At 37.7% G+C, this 20,337-nt stretch carries 19 protein-coding genes; 11 read left to right on the top strand and 8 right to left on the bottom strand.

Annotation, left to right across the window (positions count from 1 at the left end; translation table 11 throughout):
* The first annotated feature begins 19 nt into the window (after positions 1-19).
* From MKY13_RS02135 to MKY13_RS02115, 5 genes are all read left to right on the top strand, one after another.
* Complete coding sequence (locus tag MKY13_RS02135; RefSeq protein ID WP_339215011.1) at positions 20-1,054, top strand: CMP-N-acetylneuraminic acid synthetase; 1,035 nt, start codon at positions 20-22, stop codon at positions 1,052-1,054.
* Between the two features lie 154 nt (positions 1,055-1,208).
* Complete coding sequence (locus MKY13_RS02130; RefSeq protein ID WP_191700703.1) at positions 1,209-1,394, top strand: SE1832 family protein; 186 nt, start codon at positions 1,209-1,211, stop codon at positions 1,392-1,394.
* 286 nt (positions 1,395-1,680) lie between these two features.
* Positions 1,681-3,261, top strand: a complete 1,581-nt coding sequence (locus tag MKY13_RS02125; protein ID WP_191700702.1) for an ABC-F family ATP-binding cassette domain-containing protein — start codon at positions 1,681-1,683, stop codon at positions 3,259-3,261.
* Between the two features lie 364 nt (positions 3,262-3,625).
* Complete coding sequence (gene spx, locus MKY13_RS02120) at positions 3,626-4,027, top strand: transcriptional regulator Spx (RefSeq protein ID WP_191700701.1); 402 nt, start codon at positions 3,626-3,628, stop codon at positions 4,025-4,027.
* A 26-nt stretch (positions 4,028-4,053) separates the two neighbouring features.
* The gene (locus tag MKY13_RS02115) at positions 4,054-4,479 is read left to right on the top strand and encodes a MarR family transcriptional regulator (protein WP_191700700.1); all 426 of its coding nucleotides are present in this window, start codon (positions 4,054-4,056) and stop codon (positions 4,477-4,479) included.
* A gap of 312 nt (positions 4,480-4,791) precedes the next feature.
* On the opposite strand, the gene MKY13_RS02110 is transcribed toward MKY13_RS02115, so the two are convergent.
* From MKY13_RS02110 to MKY13_RS02095, 4 genes are all read right to left on the bottom strand, one after another.
* Entirely contained in the window at positions 4,792-5,337 is a 546-nt protein-coding gene (locus tag MKY13_RS02110) for an RNA polymerase sigma factor (protein ID WP_191700699.1), read from the bottom strand.
* A 237-nt stretch (positions 5,338-5,574) separates the two neighbouring features.
* A complete protein-coding gene (locus tag MKY13_RS02105) occupies positions 5,575-7,092 on the bottom strand; it encodes an aminotransferase class V-fold PLP-dependent enzyme (protein WP_339215009.1) in 1,518 nt (505 codons plus the stop codon).
* Positions 7,079-7,633 carry a glycerol-3-phosphate acyltransferase gene (locus MKY13_RS02100; RefSeq protein WP_339215007.1) on the bottom strand — a complete coding sequence of 185 codons (555 nt, stop codon included), beginning with the start codon at positions 7,631-7,633 and terminating at the stop codon, positions 7,079-7,081. Before MKY13_RS02100 ends, MKY13_RS02105 begins: the two co-directional genes overlap by 14 nt.
* A gap of 39 nt (positions 7,634-7,672) precedes the next feature.
* Positions 7,673-7,870 (bottom strand): hypothetical protein, encoded by a 198-nt coding sequence (locus MKY13_RS02095; protein ID WP_339215005.1) that lies wholly within the window; start codon positions 7,868-7,870, stop codon positions 7,673-7,675.
* Positions 7,871-7,975: 105 nt separating this feature from the next.
* On the opposite strand from MKY13_RS02095, the gene MKY13_RS02090 reads away from it, so the two are divergent.
* Complete coding sequence (locus tag MKY13_RS02090; protein ID WP_339215003.1) at positions 7,976-8,377, top strand: histidine kinase; 402 nt, start codon at positions 7,976-7,978, stop codon at positions 8,375-8,377.
* A gap of 60 nt (positions 8,378-8,437) precedes the next feature.
* The gene (locus tag MKY13_RS02085) at positions 8,438-9,820 is read left to right on the top strand and encodes a dipeptidase (RefSeq protein ID WP_339215001.1); all 1,383 of its coding nucleotides are present in this window, start codon (positions 8,438-8,440) and stop codon (positions 9,818-9,820) included.
* 342 nt (positions 9,821-10,162) lie between these two features.
* Here MKY13_RS02085 and cyoE read toward each other — a convergent pair whose 3' ends face one another.
* Entirely contained in the window at positions 10,163-11,059 is an 897-nt protein-coding gene (cyoE, locus tag MKY13_RS02080; protein WP_339214999.1) for a heme o synthase, read from the bottom strand.
* A gap of 137 nt (positions 11,060-11,196) precedes the next feature.
* Positions 11,197-12,216, bottom strand: coding sequence for an AbrB family transcriptional regulator (locus tag MKY13_RS02075; protein WP_191700692.1), 1,020 nt, complete (start codon positions 12,214-12,216; stop codon positions 11,197-11,199).
* Positions 12,217-12,716: 500 nt separating this feature from the next.
* Here MKY13_RS02075 and MKY13_RS02070 point away from each other — a divergent pair, with 500 nt between their 5' ends.
* Both MKY13_RS02070 and MKY13_RS02065 read left to right on the top strand, forming a co-directional pair.
* Positions 12,717-14,237 (top strand): aldehyde dehydrogenase family protein, encoded by a 1,521-nt coding sequence (locus MKY13_RS02070; RefSeq protein ID WP_339214996.1) that lies wholly within the window; start codon positions 12,717-12,719, stop codon positions 14,235-14,237.
* A gap of 322 nt (positions 14,238-14,559) precedes the next feature.
* Positions 14,560-14,886, top strand: coding sequence for a DUF779 domain-containing protein (locus MKY13_RS02065; protein WP_339214994.1), 327 nt, complete (start codon positions 14,560-14,562; stop codon positions 14,884-14,886).
* A 162-nt stretch (positions 14,887-15,048) separates the two neighbouring features.
* On the opposite strand, the gene MKY13_RS02060 is transcribed toward MKY13_RS02065, so the two are convergent.
* On the bottom strand, positions 15,049-16,263 hold the full coding sequence (locus tag MKY13_RS02060) for a helix-turn-helix transcriptional regulator (RefSeq protein WP_339214992.1): 1,215 nt from the start codon (positions 16,261-16,263) through the stop codon (positions 15,049-15,051).
* Positions 16,264-16,399: 136 nt separating this feature from the next.
* Here MKY13_RS02060 and MKY13_RS02055 point away from each other — a divergent pair, with 136 nt between their 5' ends.
* Positions 16,400-17,695: a S8 family peptidase gene (locus MKY13_RS02055; RefSeq protein ID WP_339214990.1), complete on the top strand. Its 1,296-nt coding sequence runs from the start codon at positions 16,400-16,402 to the stop codon at positions 17,693-17,695.
* 422 nt (positions 17,696-18,117) lie between these two features.
* Positions 18,118-18,981: a helix-turn-helix transcriptional regulator gene (locus tag MKY13_RS02050; protein ID WP_191700687.1), complete on the top strand. Its 864-nt coding sequence runs from the start codon at positions 18,118-18,120 to the stop codon at positions 18,979-18,981.
* Between the two features lie 156 nt (positions 18,982-19,137).
* On the opposite strand, the gene MKY13_RS02045 is transcribed toward MKY13_RS02050, so the two are convergent.
* A complete protein-coding gene (locus tag MKY13_RS02045) occupies positions 19,138-20,337 on the bottom strand; it encodes an MFS transporter (RefSeq protein WP_339214986.1) in 1,200 nt (399 codons plus the stop codon).

Raw genomic sequence — 20,337 nt, 5'->3', positions numbered from 1 at the left:
TGGAAAGGATGGGATATACGTGCAAAAAAGAAAAATTATCTGGATTATCGAGCATTGTGATATTAAAGGGACGTATCCTTTTGAACGTGCGGTAACATTAGCAAATTTATTGCAGGATGAGAGTGTCATTCTATTCGTTAAAACTACTAACCAGCAGCTCATTGATAAATTGGCCCAAACAGGCTTAAATATTATTCTTTTCGAACGTTTTACTGAGCTTAAAAAGAAAATTCGTGAAATTGAACCGCATTTAATTATTCATGACGGAAAAGATACTCTAGTAGAACAAGTTGAAATGATTAGACCATTTTGCTCTACGATTGTTCACTTTGATGATTTTGGAGTGGGCGCACAGCTGATAGACTGCCACCTTGTCGCTCTGTTTGGCGAATCTCATGAAGATTCCCATGTACACGAACTTGCGGGCAGCTATGCATTTGCCGTCTCACCGAACTTGGAGAAAGTTGCATATGAAATTCTCGAAACACCTGACAGCTCTATAAAAGGCGAACTCCCGCACATTGTTGTCGCCTTTGAAGATGGAGATAACAATAATTTAACATACCGTACATTGCGCCACCTAACACAATTGCACATCCCGTTGAAAATTTCCGTTGCCATTGACGATGATTATAAACATGACTTGGATAGTTTAAAATTAATGGCTTTGAGCCGGAAAAATACAGTCATTGTCCAAAAGTCCGATGCACTTCTTCAGTTAATGCCACAAGCGGACTTAATTATTTGCAATGCCAACTATACACCATATAAAGTTGCAGCAGCCGGTATTCCTTGCATTACAACCGCTCAACATGATAATGAACTAAATTATGCTTTTACGCGTGAAATGAATGGCTTTATCCATATCGGTTTAGGCCGGAAAATGAAACAATCAATTATTCAAAATGCGGTAATGGAGCTTTTACTTCATGAACAACGTCGCGAACGAGCTGTCCGTAAACAACGCAACCTTGAAATTTTGACAAATAATGAGATATTAAAAAATTTACTGTTGGATTTAGCCTATGCCCGCCACAATATGGCACACATTTAAGTATTGGTAATTGTAGTCTGCACCTTTCGGGTATATATTAATGTATTTCTTATATAGATTCCGCAAAAAATTAAGGTTTCTTATCCTCCATATTAGAATGCATTATGTTACAATATGAAAAGATAAATTTTCGTTCGTAAAGGAGCAATTATCGATGTTAACAAAAGATCAGCTGCAGCAGCAAATCGCCGAATTAAAGATGGATTACATTAATCTTCAAGGCGATATGGAAAAGCTTGAATCAGTAGGCCATCCAGACTCAGTCAATCAAGCGCTCGTACGTCTTGAAAATATGGAAGCACGGCTAGCAGAACTAAACAAACAGCTCGCAGCACTTTAATGTTGCGGGTTTTTTAATTGATAAATTTTTTTATAAAGAAGAATATAGTTGATTGGAGTGTAGGCGGCGACTCCTGGGGGAATAGCGAAATTTATTTTGCGACGAAAGCGAAGCGGCAGGAGCACTGATACCTGAGACTACAGGGGAACAAAAGCTAAGTACGCCACGTCCTGTGGCAACGCTTTTGTGACCGACTTCATGTCGGCCTCACGCCCCCGGAAAGCGTCCGCCGAAACGGAAATCAACGTTATTAGTAGGAAACACTAAAACACTCGGAGGATTATATATGGCAATTTTAACTGTTGAAAAGTTAGGTCACTCATTTGGTGACCGTACATTATTTAAAGATGTATCGTTCCGTCTTGTAGAAGGCGATCATATTGGTTTAGTAGGTGCAAATGGTGTTGGGAAATCGACATTAATGAGCATTATTACAGGTCAGGCAATTCACGATGAAGGAAAAGTAGAATGGCTACCTGGCACACATTACGGTTATTTAGATCAGCATACGGTTTTAACGGCTGGTCGTTCGATGCGCGATGCATTGCGTGATGCGTTTTTACCGCTGTACAAAAAAGAAGCTCGCTTAAATGAGATTTCAGCTGAGCTTGCAGAACCAGATGCAGATTATGACAAACTTTTAGAAGAAATGTCTGAAATACAAGATGCACTTGATGCCGGTGATTTCTATACATTAGATATGAAAATTGATGATATTGCACGTGGTTTAGGATTAGATGCAATTGGTCTTGACCGCGATGTTGCGGCATTATCAGGTGGTCAACGTACAAAAGTATTGCTTGCCAAGCTTTTACTGGAAAAGCCAAAAGTACTTTTACTGGATGAGCCGACGAACTATCTGGATGAAGAACATGTAACTTGGTTAAAAAATTACTTAAAAAATTATCCGTATGCTTTCCTTTTAATTTCACATGATACGGAATTCATGAATGATGTAGTCGATGTCATTTTACATTTGGAATTTGCAAAAATGACGCGTTATACGGCAACATATGAAAAATTTATTGAGCTTGCAGAAATTAATAAACGCCAGCATATTGATGCATATGAAAAACAGCAGGAATTTATTAAGCAACAGGAAGATTTCATTGCCCGTAATAAGGCACGTTATTCAACAAGTGGCCGTGCGAAATCACGTGCGAAACAATTGGATCGTATGGAGCGTATTGATCGTCCAGAAACTGCTGTTAAACCTGAATTCAGCTTTAAAGAAGCACGTACACCTGGCCGTTACGTAGTTGAAGCGGAAAACTTAGTTATTGGCTATGATAAAGAAAAGCCGTTACTGCCACCTCTTACATTCCAAATTGAGCGCGGCGAAAAGATTGCACTAGTCGGCATGAACGGTGTCGGGAAATCGACTCTATTAAAAACAATGCTAGGAAAAGTCCAACCGTTGGACGGGAAAGTCATTTTAGGCGATTATTTAGAGCCATCTTACTTTGAACAGGAAGTAAAGGCTGATAAAATTACACCGATTGATGATGTATGGAATGCCTTCCCTTCTATGGAACAGGCACAAGTCCGTGCAGCATTGGCACGCGCTGGTCTAAAAACTGATCATATTACTCGCCCACTGAATTCACTTTCTGGTGGTGAGCAGGCAAAAGTACGTCTTTGCAAGCTGATGATGGACCAAACAAACTGGTTAATCTTTGACGAACCGACAAACCACTTAGATGTTGATGCAAAAGAAGAACTAAAACGTGCGATGAAAGAATTTAAAGGCACAATCGTTCTTGTATCGCATGAGCCTGAGTTTTATGAAGGCTTAGCAACAAAGGTATGGAATGTACAAGACTGGTTCACTACGCGTGAAACGAAGGAATTAAACGAATTTAAATAAATTGGTGGAGCAGTATACTCTTTTTATGGAGTGTACTGCTTTTTGTTTTTTATTTTAATTTGAATATTTTAAGTTCTTTTTAGAAAAAGTGGGGAATATATTAGAAATTCGAGGATTTATTTCTTCTATATTATTAATCTCCTTCTCTCTTAGTTTCTTTACAAAACTGTAATATAAAAGTTGAAACTTTTTTTTACACGAATACGTATATTTTATTAGAAGAATGGGTATACAGATAAAGGTAAACATATAAAAAAACCAGTTGCATTATAAGTAGCTTACTGGTAAGATATTATTATAAATAAATGTCTTACAACTAAGCTATCACCAAATTATTGATTATGGGAAAGCGAGGAAAATTATTATGACAGTAACAATCTATACACAATCAAGCTGTTCCTCATCACGAAAAGCATTAAAATGGTTAAATGAAAATAACATTGCTTATACGGAAAAGAGAACAACTTCTCAACCTTTAACATTAGCAGAATTTAAACATATTTTAAGTATGACAGAAGACGGTACAGATGAAATTATTGCAACAAACTCGAATGATTTCAAAAACCTTGATATTGATATTGATCAGTTATCCATTCAGGAACTGTACAATTTGATTCAACATCATCCACGCATGCTGCGTAGCCCTATTTTACTTGATGAAAAACGCATTCAAATCGGCTATAACGAAATGGACATTCGTCGTTTCATTCCACGAAAAGTGCGAGCATTTGAATTAAATGCCCTTCAAAAATTAGCCGTAGAATAGCGATAACATTTGGAGTTGACACTTAAATGAATGAGCATAAACGCGAGCAATTATCCGACCTTTTTGAAAAGATGACATCGTTAGAACGCAAAATTGCCAATCAATGGAATAGTCAAAATCAGCTAGGCTTTTCAAAATCACATATTTTAATACTAGCTTACTTACATACAGACGGACCAAAGCGTCCTTCTGCCATTGCCGAGAAGCTAAAAGTGACTACAGGCGGTGTAACGGTTTTGACGACGAAGCTTATTAAAGCTGGACTAATTGAAAAAACTCAAAATGAAGCGGATCGCCGCGCTTCGCAAATTCATATTACAGAAGCAGGAATCGAAATACTCGAACGCTCTCGCCAGCAAGTAGATAATCTTTTTGAAAATCTGTTTGGTATGTTAACAGAAGATGAAATTAAAACTTTAACAGCTATCTTTGAAAAATGTGCGAAATTTTAAACCACGGGAGCTTTCACTGCTCCCGTGGTTTTTTAGTTTAGATCGGGAATCAGGTGAACGTGCTTTAATTTTATCCGTCATTTTTTGTGAGTTATTCGCCATACTTGCTTCTATATTCGCCAACTGAGCTATCATAATCGTCTATACCAATGTCATAATATCCACTTTTAGAATTTTATTAGCTACTTCCACATATATTCGCCACTTAATTTTTTAATCGCCCTTTTACACAACTTATTCGCCATTATAAAGGGCAATTTAACATAAAAAAGCTACAGCAACTTTTTGCCATAGCTTTCGTCCTAAAAATTATTAAGCTAATACTGCTTCTGCGACACCATTGTCGGATAGTAATATTTCTTTTAAGCGTGCTTTTGCGCGGAATAAACGTGATTTCACAGTACCAATTGAAACTTTCATCAGATCAGAAATTTCAGCTAATGAAAATTGGTCCACATAGAAATACCATAATGTTTTTTGATAAATATTATCAAGCTGGCTCATTTTTTCCTGTACAATTTTCGTGATTTCTGTTTTTTCTACAATTTCTTCTGTCGTAAAATCATTGTTGGGAACCAAATCTAAAATTGGTACGTCTAATTGTTCAGGTTGATTCATCATGTATTTACTGCGACGAACATTTTTACGATAGCGGTCGCGGAATGTATTCATCGTAATCGTTGTCAGCCAAGCTTTCACATGGTCTACTTTTGCTACTGATTCTTCATAGCGAACAACTTTTACCCACACTTCCTGCATCAAATCTTCTGCTTCATTTTGATTGCGAGTTAGTTTTAAACAAAGGTGATAAATGTAACGGTTATACTCATCATAGATATTTGTTAGTAATTCATTCATTTTTTTATCCTCCGATAGAATGTATTTTATATAAGGTCAATTTATGTGCAATTTTATAAATATCCATTATGCATCGGCATAATTTGGTATGACCTTATTGTGCCAAATAAAATACTTACGCTCTATCGGATTGGCTTTCAATTACCTTACAATGCTGTAAGAATCGAAGAAATCATTTGAACTGTATAATCTTCTATGTAACTCCCTCACTACATCGCTTTCACTATCCCCCTTTTCTTACAAAGTCTCCATCATATACGAAATAAGCTCCATTACTTTTTTATAATCCTTTTCAAAGTTCGGCTGTATCGTACTAATTTGTGCAAGATTGCGTTCCTTTAAGTAGGCACTGTCACCATGGAGCAAAAAGCCATTTAGTTCACATGTTTGCATAATGTGAGGCATTTTTTCATGTTGCCACGATGCAATCATCGGATACATCGCCTTTACAGGTAACCCTGAGCTTTTTATTAGATCCATCCGTTTGTTCAATACAGTATAGCGTTCTGGGTAAGCTTTTAACGCATCGCTTACTGCCTTAATATAAAAATGCGGTAACGTAAACGGAATTTGTCTTTCAATATAATAAGGTAAATTTAAATAAAGAGGCGCATCACTCGCACACGGCAATTCTCTACAAAAGACGAAAGCCAGACCTGCTATCGTTCCAAGTGCCTTGCCACTAACTGCTGTCGCATAATGCAACCCATCCATCGAAAAAGGCAGCGCAGCAAATGAGCTAATACAATCTGCACAAAGCTTTACCCTATATTTTTTTACCAGCTCTAAAAGAGGCTCGAGTGGATTTAATAGGCTATTGGATGTCTCGCCATGGACGAAAACAATATAGTGGTAGTTACCTTGCTGTAAAGCCGACTCAATTTGCGGCATATCAAATTTATTACCCCACCCAAAGTCCAGGCACTCGACATGTAACCCCCACTGCTTTGCCTGATTTTTTAGGCGATTGCCGAATTCCCCATTTACTAAAATAAGCCCCTGCTCCTGAGGAAATTCACTTTTCAACTGACCGAGCATTGCTTCGTTAGCTAGCGTTCCTGTACCAATTAGCGGAATGACATAATTGGCATGCGCCAGCTCACATAGCTGCTGCTTCATATCCTGCAGTTCCTGATTAAATTTATTGGAACGATGCGAAATGGTTGCTGGTGCAATCGAATGTTCAAGCGCAACCGGACCTGGATAAAACACAATATTTTGCTCACGCAGTCGTTCACGAAATACTTCACTATCTTTTCGGGTTAATACCATGGGCAAATAGCTTGCCTCTTGTGTACCTACTGCTGGCGCAAACTGTTTAAATCCCATTTGTGTATATAGCTTTTCTTCTCTTACTGTCCCTGAAATGACACAAGCAGTATAGCCCACATCATAATAATAACGATAAATGGCAGTGGCAAGCTTTGTAAACACACGCCCATTACGATGTGCCTTTTTCACAGCAAGCAACCGGATTTCACATAAATATTTGCAAACTTCAGGGTCTAAGTAATTTTCTACATTTCCAATTTTTTGGTCAATTGAAAATGGTCTTTTGTCTCGAAATGCAGCCATTCCAACTATTTCGGTGTTCTTATAAACAATGAGGTAAACATTTTCATGATGAAATTTATCAATAAGATGCTTGGAAGGATTGGGCTGATGCTGTGGTATTTCTTCTACAAACGTTTCATAATTTAATGCAGCAATCGCCTCAAATTCTTTTTCCGTTGTAGCAATTTTACTCCAATACATTCGGCTTCACTCTTTCTATAATGCTGTGTCTTTGCTTCCAAATAACAAGTAGAAGTGCAATGGATACGATAAACCCTACTTCTATATAAATGCCTGTAACAATTCCATATACGATAAAGCCCCCACACATACTAAGCGTTGCACTTTTCGTAATGCCCAGACATATTAAAAATCCAGCTAAAAACGATAAAAATATTAAAGGAGAAAAAGCGAGCATTGCACCGATAACAGTTGCGACACCTTTTCCACCTTTCCCGCTATTCCAAAATGGATACAAGTGACCAAGCACGACGGCTAGAATTGCCACTGCAATTGTCAGCTCAGGTAACTCAAGAACACGCCCTGCAACTACAACGGCCACACCCTTTAGCCCATCACCAATTGCAACAATGACAAAAGCTGATTTGCCAAGTGTTCTTCCCGCATTCCGCGCCCCTAAATTCCCACTGTTTTGCTCGTGTAATTTGACTCCCCTAATCTTTGCGACAACTGCCGCTATTAAAATTGTCCCAAGTAAATAACTCGCTATAATAAAGAGCATTATATGATCCCCTCTTTTGCCTGGCTAACTTGCCATGCTTTATTCACAAGTTAACAAACCATCTTCCTTATACTCAAAGGTTACCGTTTTTTGCTGTTGTTCAAAATCTTCAAAACATATATCAATTGTTTCCATGTTTTTATTGTGTGTTTGGGTAATACTTATAAAGGCTATGCCCGTACCGGCAATAATTGCACCGATTGAACCTGCCAGAATTTTTTGCTTCCATTTACTCATCTATTTTCACTCCCATATAATACATTTGTTCAGGTATTTTCTTCCCTTTTATTAAAAAAAACTATTATACTACTAATATCTATTGCCATTTACAAGGAGTAATGTATGAAAAAAATTGGAATTCCCCTAGGCATTGTTTTTATCATTTTACTATTCATTGGGATTATTTGTATAGCAATTGCCGCAGAGGTTGGAGTTTTATTACTCGTCGGCATTGAATTTAAACATTGGAAATACCTAGTTGGATTCATCGTTTTATACGGTATCATTGAGTTTGCACTTGTGATGCTGTCCGATGTCCTCATTGAATTAAAATCTGAGCAACTTCACCGTTTCCATCAATATTTTGCACATTTGCTTATATCTTTTACGCTTTTAATGACGATTTCAATATTAATGGAATCTATTTATCTTCCTATGTACGGTGGCATAATCTTTGCAATTACAACTGCTACCCTCTATTTACTGTTTGATTCCGGCTCAAAAAAAGAGCGGATAGAAAGCTGAATTTTATAGGTTGTATGCTATACTTATTTCTATAATCGAAATATAAGGAGGCACTCTTTAATGAGTCACTTACAAACTTTAGATGCTTATTTCACAGAGCATCGCGAACGTCATTTATCAGAGTTAAACGAATTTTTACGCATTCCAAGTATTTCTGCTTTATCTGAACATAAAGACGATATGACAAATGCAGCAAACTGGTTGGCAGATCACTTAAAATCATTAAACATCGAAAATGTATCTGTTGATGAAACAGCCGGTCACCCTGTTGTGTACGGGGAGTGGCTGCATGCAGAGGGCAAACCGACTATTCTGTTTTATGGTCACTACGATGTACAACCAGTAGATCCGCTTCACTTATGGGAAACACCTCCTTTTGAGCCGGCAATCCGTGATAATAAGCTTTTTGCACGTGGTTCTTCAGATGATAAAGGACAAGTGTTTATGCACTTAAAAATGATTGAAGCGTTATTTGCAACAGAAGGCACATTGCCAGTCAATGTAAAATTCATCTATGAAGGTGAAGAAGAAATCGGTAGTCCGTCCCTTCCGCAATATACGGAAGACAACAAGGCAAAATTAGCAGCAGATTTAATCGTCATTTCCGATACGGGTCTTTATGCTAAAGGGAAACCGGCAGTATGCTATGGCTTACGTGGGTTAACGGGGGTTCAAATAGATGTGCGCGGAGCAAAAGGCGACTTGCATTCAGGTCTATATGGTGGCGGCGTTCAAAACGCAATTCACGCATTGACTGAAATTCTGGCGTCATTCCGTGATGAGCATGGAACAATTCAAGTAGATGGTTTCTATGATAAAGTGTTGCCATTAACTGATGAAGAGCGTCAGGCGTATCGTGACCTGAACTTTGACGAAACTGCTTTAAAAGAAGAAGTAGGTGTGCAGGAGCTATTCGGTGAAGCGGGCTATACTTATTTAGAACAAACTTGGGCACGTCCTACATTGGAAATCAACGGCGTGTTCGGTGGTTTCTCCGGTGAAGGGATTAAAACAGTTTTGCCTGCTGAGGCTGGCGCAAAAATTACTTGCCGCTTAGTACCAGATCAGGACCCTGAAGAAATTGTAGCATTATTAAAAGCACATATCGAAAAGCATAAGCCTGTTGGTGTAGAAGTAACGATTTCTGAATTCGATAAAGGAAAGCCTTACATTACACCATTTGATCACCCAGTGATCCAAGCAGCTGGCCGTTCTTATGAAAAAGTATACAACGTACCGACAGCTTATACACGTGGTGGTGGCTCGATTCCAATCGTTGCAGCATTCGATGAAATTTTGGAATTGCCGGTTGTGTTAATGGGCTTCGGTCTTTCAAGTGAAAATTTCCATGCACCGAATGAGCACTTCCATTTGGAAAACTTCGACCAAGGTTTACGCGTACTTGGTGATTACATGTTTGAAGTTGCTAACATTAAACTATAATAACGATCTCACTAAAAATAAAAAAACTCCGATGCACACTACTGCACCGGAGTTTTTTGTTTCCGTACGAGACCATATAAAAATAGGGGGTTTTATATGTTGTCGAAGTCGTATACGAAAAAATTTGAGTAAAATAGCATATTAGATTAGAGTGCAAATTAACTTCCAAGCAATTCGCCTCGCTTGTTGATTCCATCATAACATTTCCATTTTCCGAAAAAAATATGACCAATGCGTTTGACATATAATCATCACAACTTCTGTTCACAATTTCTTAACAAGCGATAATCCTTAACAAAAAAAAGCGCACCAAAAGTCGAAACTTCCGGTACGCTTTTCTATTTAAAGTACATTTAAAATCATGCCGACCGATGCATAAATGAAAACTGTTCCAAAAACAGCCATCATATGGAATAGCGAGTAGCCGAACATAATATTAGCCCACTTTTTCTCTTCTTGCTTCTTTGATGCCGTAATACTCATACATAGCCAAATGACACTTAGAACAAGCGAAACGATTGTTAACCCTAAGCTAAGCGGGTAAAACAGAAAGCTTGATAAACATAACAACACTAAATAAATATTTGACTGAATATAAGTGCGTTTCTCTCCCTTTGCTACAGGGAGCATCGGGATATTCGCTGCGGCATAATCTTCTTTTTTACGAATGGCAATAGCATAAAAATGTGGCATTTGCCAAATCACCATAATTAAGAAAAGAGCCCATGCTGCTGGGTGCCAAATATCCGGAGCTACAGCTGCCCACCCGATTAACGGTGGCATGGCGCCTGAAATACTCCCTACTTCTGTATTCCAAATGGTACGGCGTTTCGTCCACATTGTATATGGCACAACATAGAAAAATACACCTAAAAATCCTAATAAAGCCGCTAATGGTGAAGCTAAATATAGCGCCACACACCCTAGTATTAATAAAATCGTCGCAACAATCAGTACTACCTTTGCTGATAGCTCTCCAGTAACTGTTGGACGTGTTTTTGTTCGGGGCATAATTTGATCAATGTCTCGGTCATATACGTTATTATACGCACCTGCTGCAGCAATGACTGCTGCAGAACCAAGAATTGCAAAAATAATAGCTGGAATATGTTCAATAAAATTTAATTCATATGTGTATAGGGCAAGCATTAATGCCGCGATCATCGGAATTAAGTTTGATTTAATAATGCCAGTCTTCACAGCTTGCGCCCACAATTGTCGATTCGATTGCGTTTGCATATTTCCTAATCCTACTTCCTAATTAATCACTTTCTCTAGTATAACCCAAATGGGTCATAAAGGGTTAATATCCAGGCTTTTTTTCTCATTTTTTCATAGAATACTCTGAGATAATGTAGACACAATTACATTGCCAATTAACTCAATTCCTTTTCTCTCTCGCGATAAATCCATTTAATCAGCGGCAAAATACAGAGGAAAATAAAGAGCAAACGAAAGAGTTGGAATACTGTTACGACTGAAATATCCGCTTTTACAGCTGCAGCAAGCAAGCCCATTTGGTCAAGTCCTCCAGGTGCTGTACTTAAAAAACTCGTTGCAAAGCTTAAGTTTAAAAATTCAGCGATCAGCAGGCTAGTGCCATAGGTAAGTACAATCATCGCAATAGTACTCAATACTCCCCCGGCCAGAACTTTTGCAGGTAAACGCAAAGTTGATGGTTTTAACAATAAGCCGATATATGCACCAATCAATAGCTGTGCTATATGAAGAACATCACTCGGCATTGTCGGTGTATCAATACTAAATAACTTCAAAGCAATCACAACGATAATTGGAGTCAAAAAATGTGCAACAGGCAGCTTTAACCTTTTACCGATTGGCACAAGTGCAGCGGACAAAATAATGAGCAGAACTACTTGCCAAACATCCAAAGTAAGCGGAATTGAAGCCCCTCCTACGACATTGCCGGATACTAAAAATGGGATAAGCAGCACAACGCCCAATACACGCACTATATGAAAATAAGTGACCGCTGTTAAATTAACATCCCCTTCTTCTTCCGCAAACAATACGAGTTGCGACAATCCTCCAGGTACATTTGCAGCAACTGCTGTCTTAAAAGTAAGTCCTGTCGTACGAGAAATACCCCATGCAATTCCTAAACAAAATAAAAACAGCAAAACATTCACAATAACCATGAATAACATTAACGACTGAAAATCGGAAAACAAAGCAAAATCAAACTGCTGGCCAATTGCGACTCCAACGATAATGAGCCCCGTATTTCGTAAAGTGGCCGGCCACCGAAGACGGTCTTTTATAAAAAACTGTGCAATCAGTACAGAAAAAATAGGACCGATCAGCCATGGAATCGGTAAAGAGAGGGCTGAAAATAAAAGTGCACCGATTAGTGCAATGATAAATGCAAGAAACATAACGCCCCTCCTCTTTCATTAGTAGTTTGTTTTATTTTAGCTGAAACTATTTCGTAAAGCGAACAAGTAGGGTGTATTAACAGAAAATGTTAAAATTTATTTTTACAATAATTAGGTGTTCCACCCACCTTTTATGCTACAAAAAACAAAAAATAGGTATTTTAATAGTATTATTGATAAATTTTTTAAAAAGAATTTTTATCATTACAAATTTATATTTATACATCATTTTTTATTGTTAAATCTTGTTATATAATAAACATAAATTATAATACTATAGAGTTAAACCAACAATCCACTCAATTAATAGACGCTATAATCCCTTCTGTATCAGAACATAACAATACTACCCTAAATTAAAGAAATATACATTTTCGTTTTGTAAATATAGTTATGAAGTTATTTCTGTAAGCCTTTTCATTTGTAACTTCTCTTTTGCAGATGCATAATCAAATTATAAAGTTAATAAACTTTAAATCGAGTGATAGAGGTGTAGTTAAATGATCTATGCAAATCCTAATACTGCTGGTGCAGTAGTTAACTTTAAAGAAAAATACGAGAACTTTATCGGTGGCGAATGGGTAGCGCCTGTAAAAGGACAATACTTAGATGTAAAATCTCCTGTAACTGGTAAAGTATTTACATCAGTTGCTCGTTCAACTGAAGAAGATATTGAATTAGCATTAGACGCAGCACATGCAGCTAAAGGTGCCTGGGCACAAACTTCTGTTGCATACCGCGCGAATATTTTAAATAAAATTGCAGACCGCATTGAAGAAAACTTAGAAAAAATCGCTGTTGCTGAAACTTGGGACAACGGTAAAGCAGTACGCGAAACGTTAAACGCTGATATTCCTTTAGTAGTGGATCACTTCCGTTACTTTGCTGGTGCGATTCGTGCACAACAAGGTGGAATTTCTGAAATCGATAACGATACAGTAGCATACCACTTCCACGAGCCAATCGGTGTTGTAGGTCAAATTATTCCTTGGAACTTCCCATTATTAATGGCTTCTTGGAAAATCGCTCCTGCATTAGCGGCTGGTAACGTAATCGTAATGAAGCCTGCTGAGCAAACACCTGCTTCAATCATGGTATTAATCGAATTAATCCAAGATTTATTACCAAAAGGTGTATTCAACGTTGTAAATGGTTTAGGTATTGAAGTTGGTAAACCACTTGCTACGAACCCACGCATCAACAAAGTGGCGTTCACTGGTTCTACTGGTGTTGGTCGCTTAATTATGCAATATGCTACAGAGAACATTATCCCTGTAACATTAGAGCTTGGCGGTAAATCACCGAACATCTTCTTCCCAGATGTAATGGATCAAGACGATGAGTATTTAGATAAAGCAATCGAAGGTTTAGTAATGTTCGCATTAAACTCAGGCGAAATTTGTACTTGTCCTTCACGTGCATTAGTTCACGAATCAATCTATGATAAATTCATGGAACGTGTATTAGAACGCGTTAAAGCAATCAAAATCGGTAACCCGTTAGATACAGAAGTTATGATGGGTGCTCAAGCTTCAAACGAGCAATTACAAAAAATCTTATCTTACATCGAAATCGGTAAAGAAGAAGGCGCTGAGTTACTAATCGGCGGCTACCAAAACCAATTAGATGCTGACCAAGAAGGCGGCTACTATGTGGCACCAACAGTATTCAAAGGTCACAACAAAATGCGTATCTTCCAAGAAGAGATCTTTGGCCCAGTTCTTTCTGTAACAACTTTCTCTACTTTCGAAGAAGCTTTAGAAATCGCTAATGATACTGAATTCGGTTTAGGTGCTGGTGTATGGTCTCGTAACATGGATACAGCTTACCGCGCTGTTCGTGGTATCCAAGCTGGTCGTGTTTGGACAAACACTTACCACCAATACCCTGCACACGCTGCATTCGGCGGATATAAAAAATCAGGTATCGGTCGCGAAAACCACTTAATGATGTTAGACCACTACCAACAAACAAAATGTATGTTAGTAAGCTACAACAAAAACGCTCAAGGTTTCTTCTAAGCCGAAGCGATATGAGGGATGTGCTAATGTAGCACATCCCTTTTTTAAATACTTAAAATGAGGTTGCTGTGGGCTGTAAGGAAGCTGAAGGCGGCTTATCGAAGCAGGTCCGCTCTGCTGCGTTGCGGGGCATGCTTTTCTGGGGGCGTGGCTCCAAAGCTTTTTTAAAAGCTTTGCGACGAGTAACCGCAGGAGCAACGTGGATTTTCCGCGCACGCTGATCCCCTAGAAGTCAGCCCCTCCACTCCGCGCCGCTCTGTTTTGGCAGTGAGTTGTTGTCTCAACCTCCCACAGCATTATTCACAGAAAAGAGGTCATCTATATGGAAAAGCTAATCGCTACTGCAAAAGCTATGGATGTAATCGAACGGTTAAAGGTTAAACACGGTAACTTAGTATTTGAACAGTCTTCCGGGTGCTGTGATGGCACGGTGCCGATATGTTTCCAATCGGACGGTCATTATATTAGCAGTCAGCTTGTACTCATCGGGGAAATTGCAGGTGTTCCCTATTACATCGATAAGCAGCAGGCGGAGTATTTAAAGCATATGCAAATTGTTGTTGATGTAATGGAAGGACGCGGTGCTTCGTTTTCATTGGAAAGCGCGGAAGGCTTTGCTTTTTTAATGAAGTCAAAGGTAATGAAATAATTGTAAAACGCCACCCAGTAGCTTATATAAAGCTTCTGAATGGCGTTTTTTATTAGGCTAAAACTGGGGGATAAATTGGGATAGACAATGTCACCAATGCCACACTTAATAATAATAGCGATAATTTAACGTTTTTCTTCATATTCCTCGTCTCCTTTATAATTAAATGAATTGGATTGCTTTTTCAAACTTCTTTTCCTGTCGGTAGTACTCACCCAATAAATAAGAAAATTGCTGATGGATTACTTTAAATTCTTCATTATTTGCTGTAAACGGAATTAACCTCCCTTCTAAAAAACCCATTGCTTTCTTTTCTTCTCCTTTGAGCAAATATAAATAAAAAGAAGCAAATAAATTAAAACTTAGTTTTTTCATCTTTTTTGCTTCGTCCTTTAAAATAGTAAAGGTTTTCAGGCTCTCTTCCCCTTGGTTAAGGCGATATTGTGTAAAGCCTAAATTGTATAAACAAAATAAATAGTTATCGCTGTTCTTTTCCATTAAAGAAGCACTTTTTTCAAAGTAAACTAATGCACTTTCATATTCTCCTCTAATTTGATACAAATCCCCTAAGTTATGATAGATAGCAGGCAGTAGCTGCTGTTGCTGCAAAAGTTCTACATTCCTCAATAGATGTTCATAGATTTCGATTGCTTCATGAAATACTTTTCCTTGAGAATAATAAAGCGCCAACGACATGGATGTATAAATAATTCTTTTAAAATTAAACTGGTCCTTATAAAATTGAAGGGCTTTTCTCCCGTAAATAATTGCCTGGCTTGTCTCTTCCAGCCGCCCCTTTATTAAGGAGAAATGATAATAAAACTCCCCTTCCAGCGACCCTAGTTCCGGATGTATGTAGAGAATTTGAGTAAGTTCTGCAGCTGCTTCAGCATACTTCCCTCTTGTTATTAAAACTAATGCATAATAGTATGAATGTAAATATTTCTCATGTTGGGAAAAATTCTGGCGGTGGGCATTTAGCCACTTTAACTGGTCTTCTGCCAATTTATATTCATTTACAAACACATAATAACGCAATTTATAAAGCTCATATAAATAAATACATTCCGTAAAACCGATAATTTCTTCGTATTTTTTTAATTCCCTAACTATTTCTATCGCTTTTTCATTCTCTAAGTAGTTTATATGTTTTTGTAAATCATTCAGTAATTTAATAATATTCTGCTCGCTGATTTCTACATCATGTATATTAATATTCAACCGTTCCAGCAACAGACGAATTGTCTCGCTGTTTGCTTCCTTATTATTGTTCTCGATTTTGCTTAAATGGGGAATTGAGCAAATCCCCGCTGCCACCTCATTTTGTGTCATTCCCAGCTTTGTACGATAGTACTTAATTAATGATCCAACTTTCATACAAATAAACGCTCCTTTCAAATAGCTAGGTATTTTATCCAGTATACTTAAATTTTTCCCAATAATCAAAAAAATGAAAATATGATAGATTCAAATAGTAATCTTATCACTCATATGGAAAAGGGGTCAGGACAAAATGAAAAAAGTTAAAAGTACATTATTAGGTCTTTTGATGGCAGGAGCATTAGTAAGTCCCGTGCAGGCCACAACACTGAATACCGAAGATAGCTCGGCAAACAACGTCGGTCAGGAAAAATTCCGCGTATACGTTGAAGCGAATAACCAATCGGCAAAAGCCTCAGCAAAAGCACAGTATTCTGCTCGCTGGGAGTTAACAGACAACGGCTTTTCTACTGAAATGAATGAAAAACAGTTCCAGGCGTTACAGAAAAATAAAAATATCACAGTTACAAAAGTTCCTGTCGTTAAATTAGATACAATTAACCTGGAAGAGGATTATACATTAGAAAATAAAGAACCGGATGCGTCGATTTATGCTAGAGCTTCCCAGCAAGTACCGTGGGGCATTAAAGCAATTTACAACAACAACTCGTTAACATCAACGTCTGGCGGTAGCGGCATTAATATCGCCGTACTGGATACGGGTGTCAATACATCTCACCGCGACCTTGCTAATAATGTGGAACAGTGTAAAGACTTTACGACTGCAACACCACTTGTAAACAATAGCTGTACTGACAGAAACGGGCATGGCACACACGTTGCCGGTTCAGCATTAGCTAATGGAGGAAGCGATAGAGGCGGTGTTTACGGTGTTGCACCAGATGCCGATCTTTGGGCTTACAAAGTATTAACAGACAGCGGTTCTGGATATTCGGATGATATTGCTGCAGCAATCCGACACGCAGCAGATCAAGCAACTTCTACTCGCACTAAAACAATCATTAATATGTCACTAGGTTCTTCAGCCAATAACAGCCTTATCTCAAGTGCTGTCAACTATGCATACAGTAAAGGTGTTCTAGTTATTGCTGCAGCCGGTAATTCAGGCTATTCGCAAGGGTCAATTGGTTATCCAGGAGCATTACCGAATGCAGTTGCAGTTGCTGCTCTGGAAAATGTACAACAAAACGGGACGTACCGTGTAGCTGACTACTCATCTCGTGGATATGCCTCAACAGCAGGTGATTATGTAATCCAGCAAGGAGATATTGAAATTTCAGCTCCAGGTTCGGCAATATATTCTACATGGCATAATGGCGGTTATAACACAATTAGCGGCACATCAATGGCTTCTCCTCATGTTTCAGGTTTAGCAGCAAAAATTTGGGCTCAAAATCCATCATGGTCTCACACGCAACTGCGCTCTAACTTACAAACAAGAGCAAAGGCTGTAGACATTAAAGGTGGTCACGGTGCCTCTACTGGTGATGACTATGCTTCAGGATTCGGTTTCGCCCGCGTTCAGTAATTAATAGAAATATAAATTAAGTTTATTAACAATAGTAGCCAAACCGAGACCATAGTTTTGGTTGGGCTGCTATTTTTTATCGTTTTAAATGAAACTATTTGATATAACATAGAGGATGTACATACTTGATTACTTTACATAAAAAAACACCAATTCCACATCTAGGCAGATGTAAAATTAGTGTTTCAAAAATTAATAACTCTAAGTAATATTCTTTACTTTTTCTAAGTATTAAGTGAATCTTTGGCAAGTCGATATTTACTGTAGAAACCTTAGAATACATCGATACCTATTAACCATACATCTAATGCTGTAACTAATGACATTAAAATTTCCATCTCAATCCCCCCTTTCACTTAAAAATATTACTATATTTTGAAAAAAAGTAGTAATATTATTCGTATACGAATAGGAGGTAGTTTATGTTTTTATCAAATGCAGTCCGTGATGTACGTTTATTAAAAGGAATGACTCAACGGGACGTTAGCGAGGGAATTATTTCTCAAGGTACATATTCAAAGTTTGAAAAAGGAACTGCAGATATCCCTACCCAAGCGCTAATCGGTATCTTGAATAATCTTAATATCGATTTGGAGGAAGTACTCTTTATCGCAAACGGCTATAGCTATACAGAAGAAGAAAAACTGTACCGCGAGTTTTTTAGATTTTCTGTTACAAATACTAAATCATTGGAAGAGTTCATTGATAAGTGTGAAAAATATTTGGAAGTAAGAAACGAATCAACAATTGCTTTCCTTCATCAAATTTCAAAGTTTTTATTAGAAGCTTTTCGAAATGAGGATATATATTTCAACAAATCTCAGGCGCTTCACTTTTTAGATTTCTTTTCGAACAAAGAACAACTATTTATAAAGGACTTATATATAATAAACGCTATTTTCTTCCTTTTCCCGGTAGAAGTCGCCCATTTAACGATTGAATATGTAGAGAAATCCCTTAAAAAATATAAGGACTTCCAATCAATTAACCGGATAGAAGTTAATTTCAGACTGAATTATAGCTTAATGTTAATAAAGGATAAATTAGAAGATAAAGCTTTGCAGCAACTTGATCTGCTTATACCTAAAGTAAAAAGTTTTAAAATGCATTATCAAATGGCTATCGTCTATATACGCAAAGGAATTTGCCTACATAATTTAAATCAAAAAGAAGAAGGTGCCGACTATATCCAGCGGGGGTTATTAATATTGGAAACTATCGAAGAACATGAATTATATAGTCACATGCAAAAGGAAATTAGTAAGTATCAATCAAGTAACAAATGAATAAACAATAATGAGACTACACCCGGAAAGTGTTAAAAGCCGATTCACACTATTTTTTTAGTATAAATCGGCTTTTGTAATGGAAAAATCAATACATTCCCACAAAATTATTAATTTTCAAAAGCAACTTTGATATAAATCCAATCCTATGTGCCACTAATTTAAAACCCTCCGCTTCTTTTCTTTAAAAAGCATTACGATAATAATTAATGCACAAAAACTGCTTACACAAGCTAAAAAAGCCCCTGCATGTAAATAACTCGTTTGATCTAAAATATATCCAAATAGTGGCGGGATAATAAAAACACCTACAGAAGCAAACGTCACGCTATATCCACTCGCTGAGCCACTTAACATTTTCGGAACACTTTCAACAGCTAAGTTCATCCAAATACCATTAAATCCGGATAGCGAAAAGCCGATTGTTGCAATGATTATTACTAACAGCAGACGATCTTGCACTATATGTAAACCATATAAACCGGATGGTATCCAAACTGCGATTATTAATAGTACCACCCAGCGGTTGCTGCGTAAAAGCTTGTCACTAATTATTCCCCATAAAACGCGACCAAGTGCGCCGAAAATTTCAGAGCAAGCAAGCGCTAAACCAGCTAAATAAACGGCCCATACCTTTACCTCTATCAAATATAATAGAAGATACGTATTAAACGTAACTTGTATACCCATTAAAATGAGCGCAACTAAAGTTGAAAAAAATAGCGGCGTTGAACTCATTAATTTTTTCATCTGGGAAATTAATGACACTTCTGTAGCACTATGTGAACGGAAGGTTTCCTCGTACGGTTTTAGTAACATATATACGGATATGCCAATTAACAATAATAAAATGGATGCCATCGCAACTGTTTGCTGCCAGCCGATATATTCTGCAATGGCGATTAATACAATACTTGATAAAGCAGAGCCTAGCGTAATGGACATTTGTTTTACGCCCATCGGCAATGCTATTTTTTGCATAGGATATAGCTGGACGAGCATTTTATTCGTTACAGGATGCATTCCCCCATAACCAAGCCCTGCCATCATAATGAAAAGCAACGCTATAAAGTAATTACCATCAATTGTTGCGAGTAACAGAAAACCACTACCGACAATGGACATCAATAACAGCATCAGACGATTGGTTGCCACTTTATCAGCGATAAACCCCATTGGCAATGTCGCTAAAAACTGTCCAACGAATAACGCGGTTGGAAGAAAGCCAATTTGAAGGTTGGTCAGCATAAAACTTTCTCCAATATAAGCGGCAAATGGATTTAGGCTTCGTCCCACAAACGCAGTAAATAGCTGAGAAACAATAATAAGCCAAACGAGCCACCTTACTTGTTTCAT

Origin of the sequence: Solibacillus sp. FSL W8-0372 (assembly GCF_037969735.1) — a bacterium.
GTDB lineage: Bacteria > Bacillota > Bacilli > Bacillales_A > Planococcaceae > Solibacillus > Solibacillus faecavium.
This window is presented reverse-complemented; position numbering and strand designations above follow the sequence as displayed.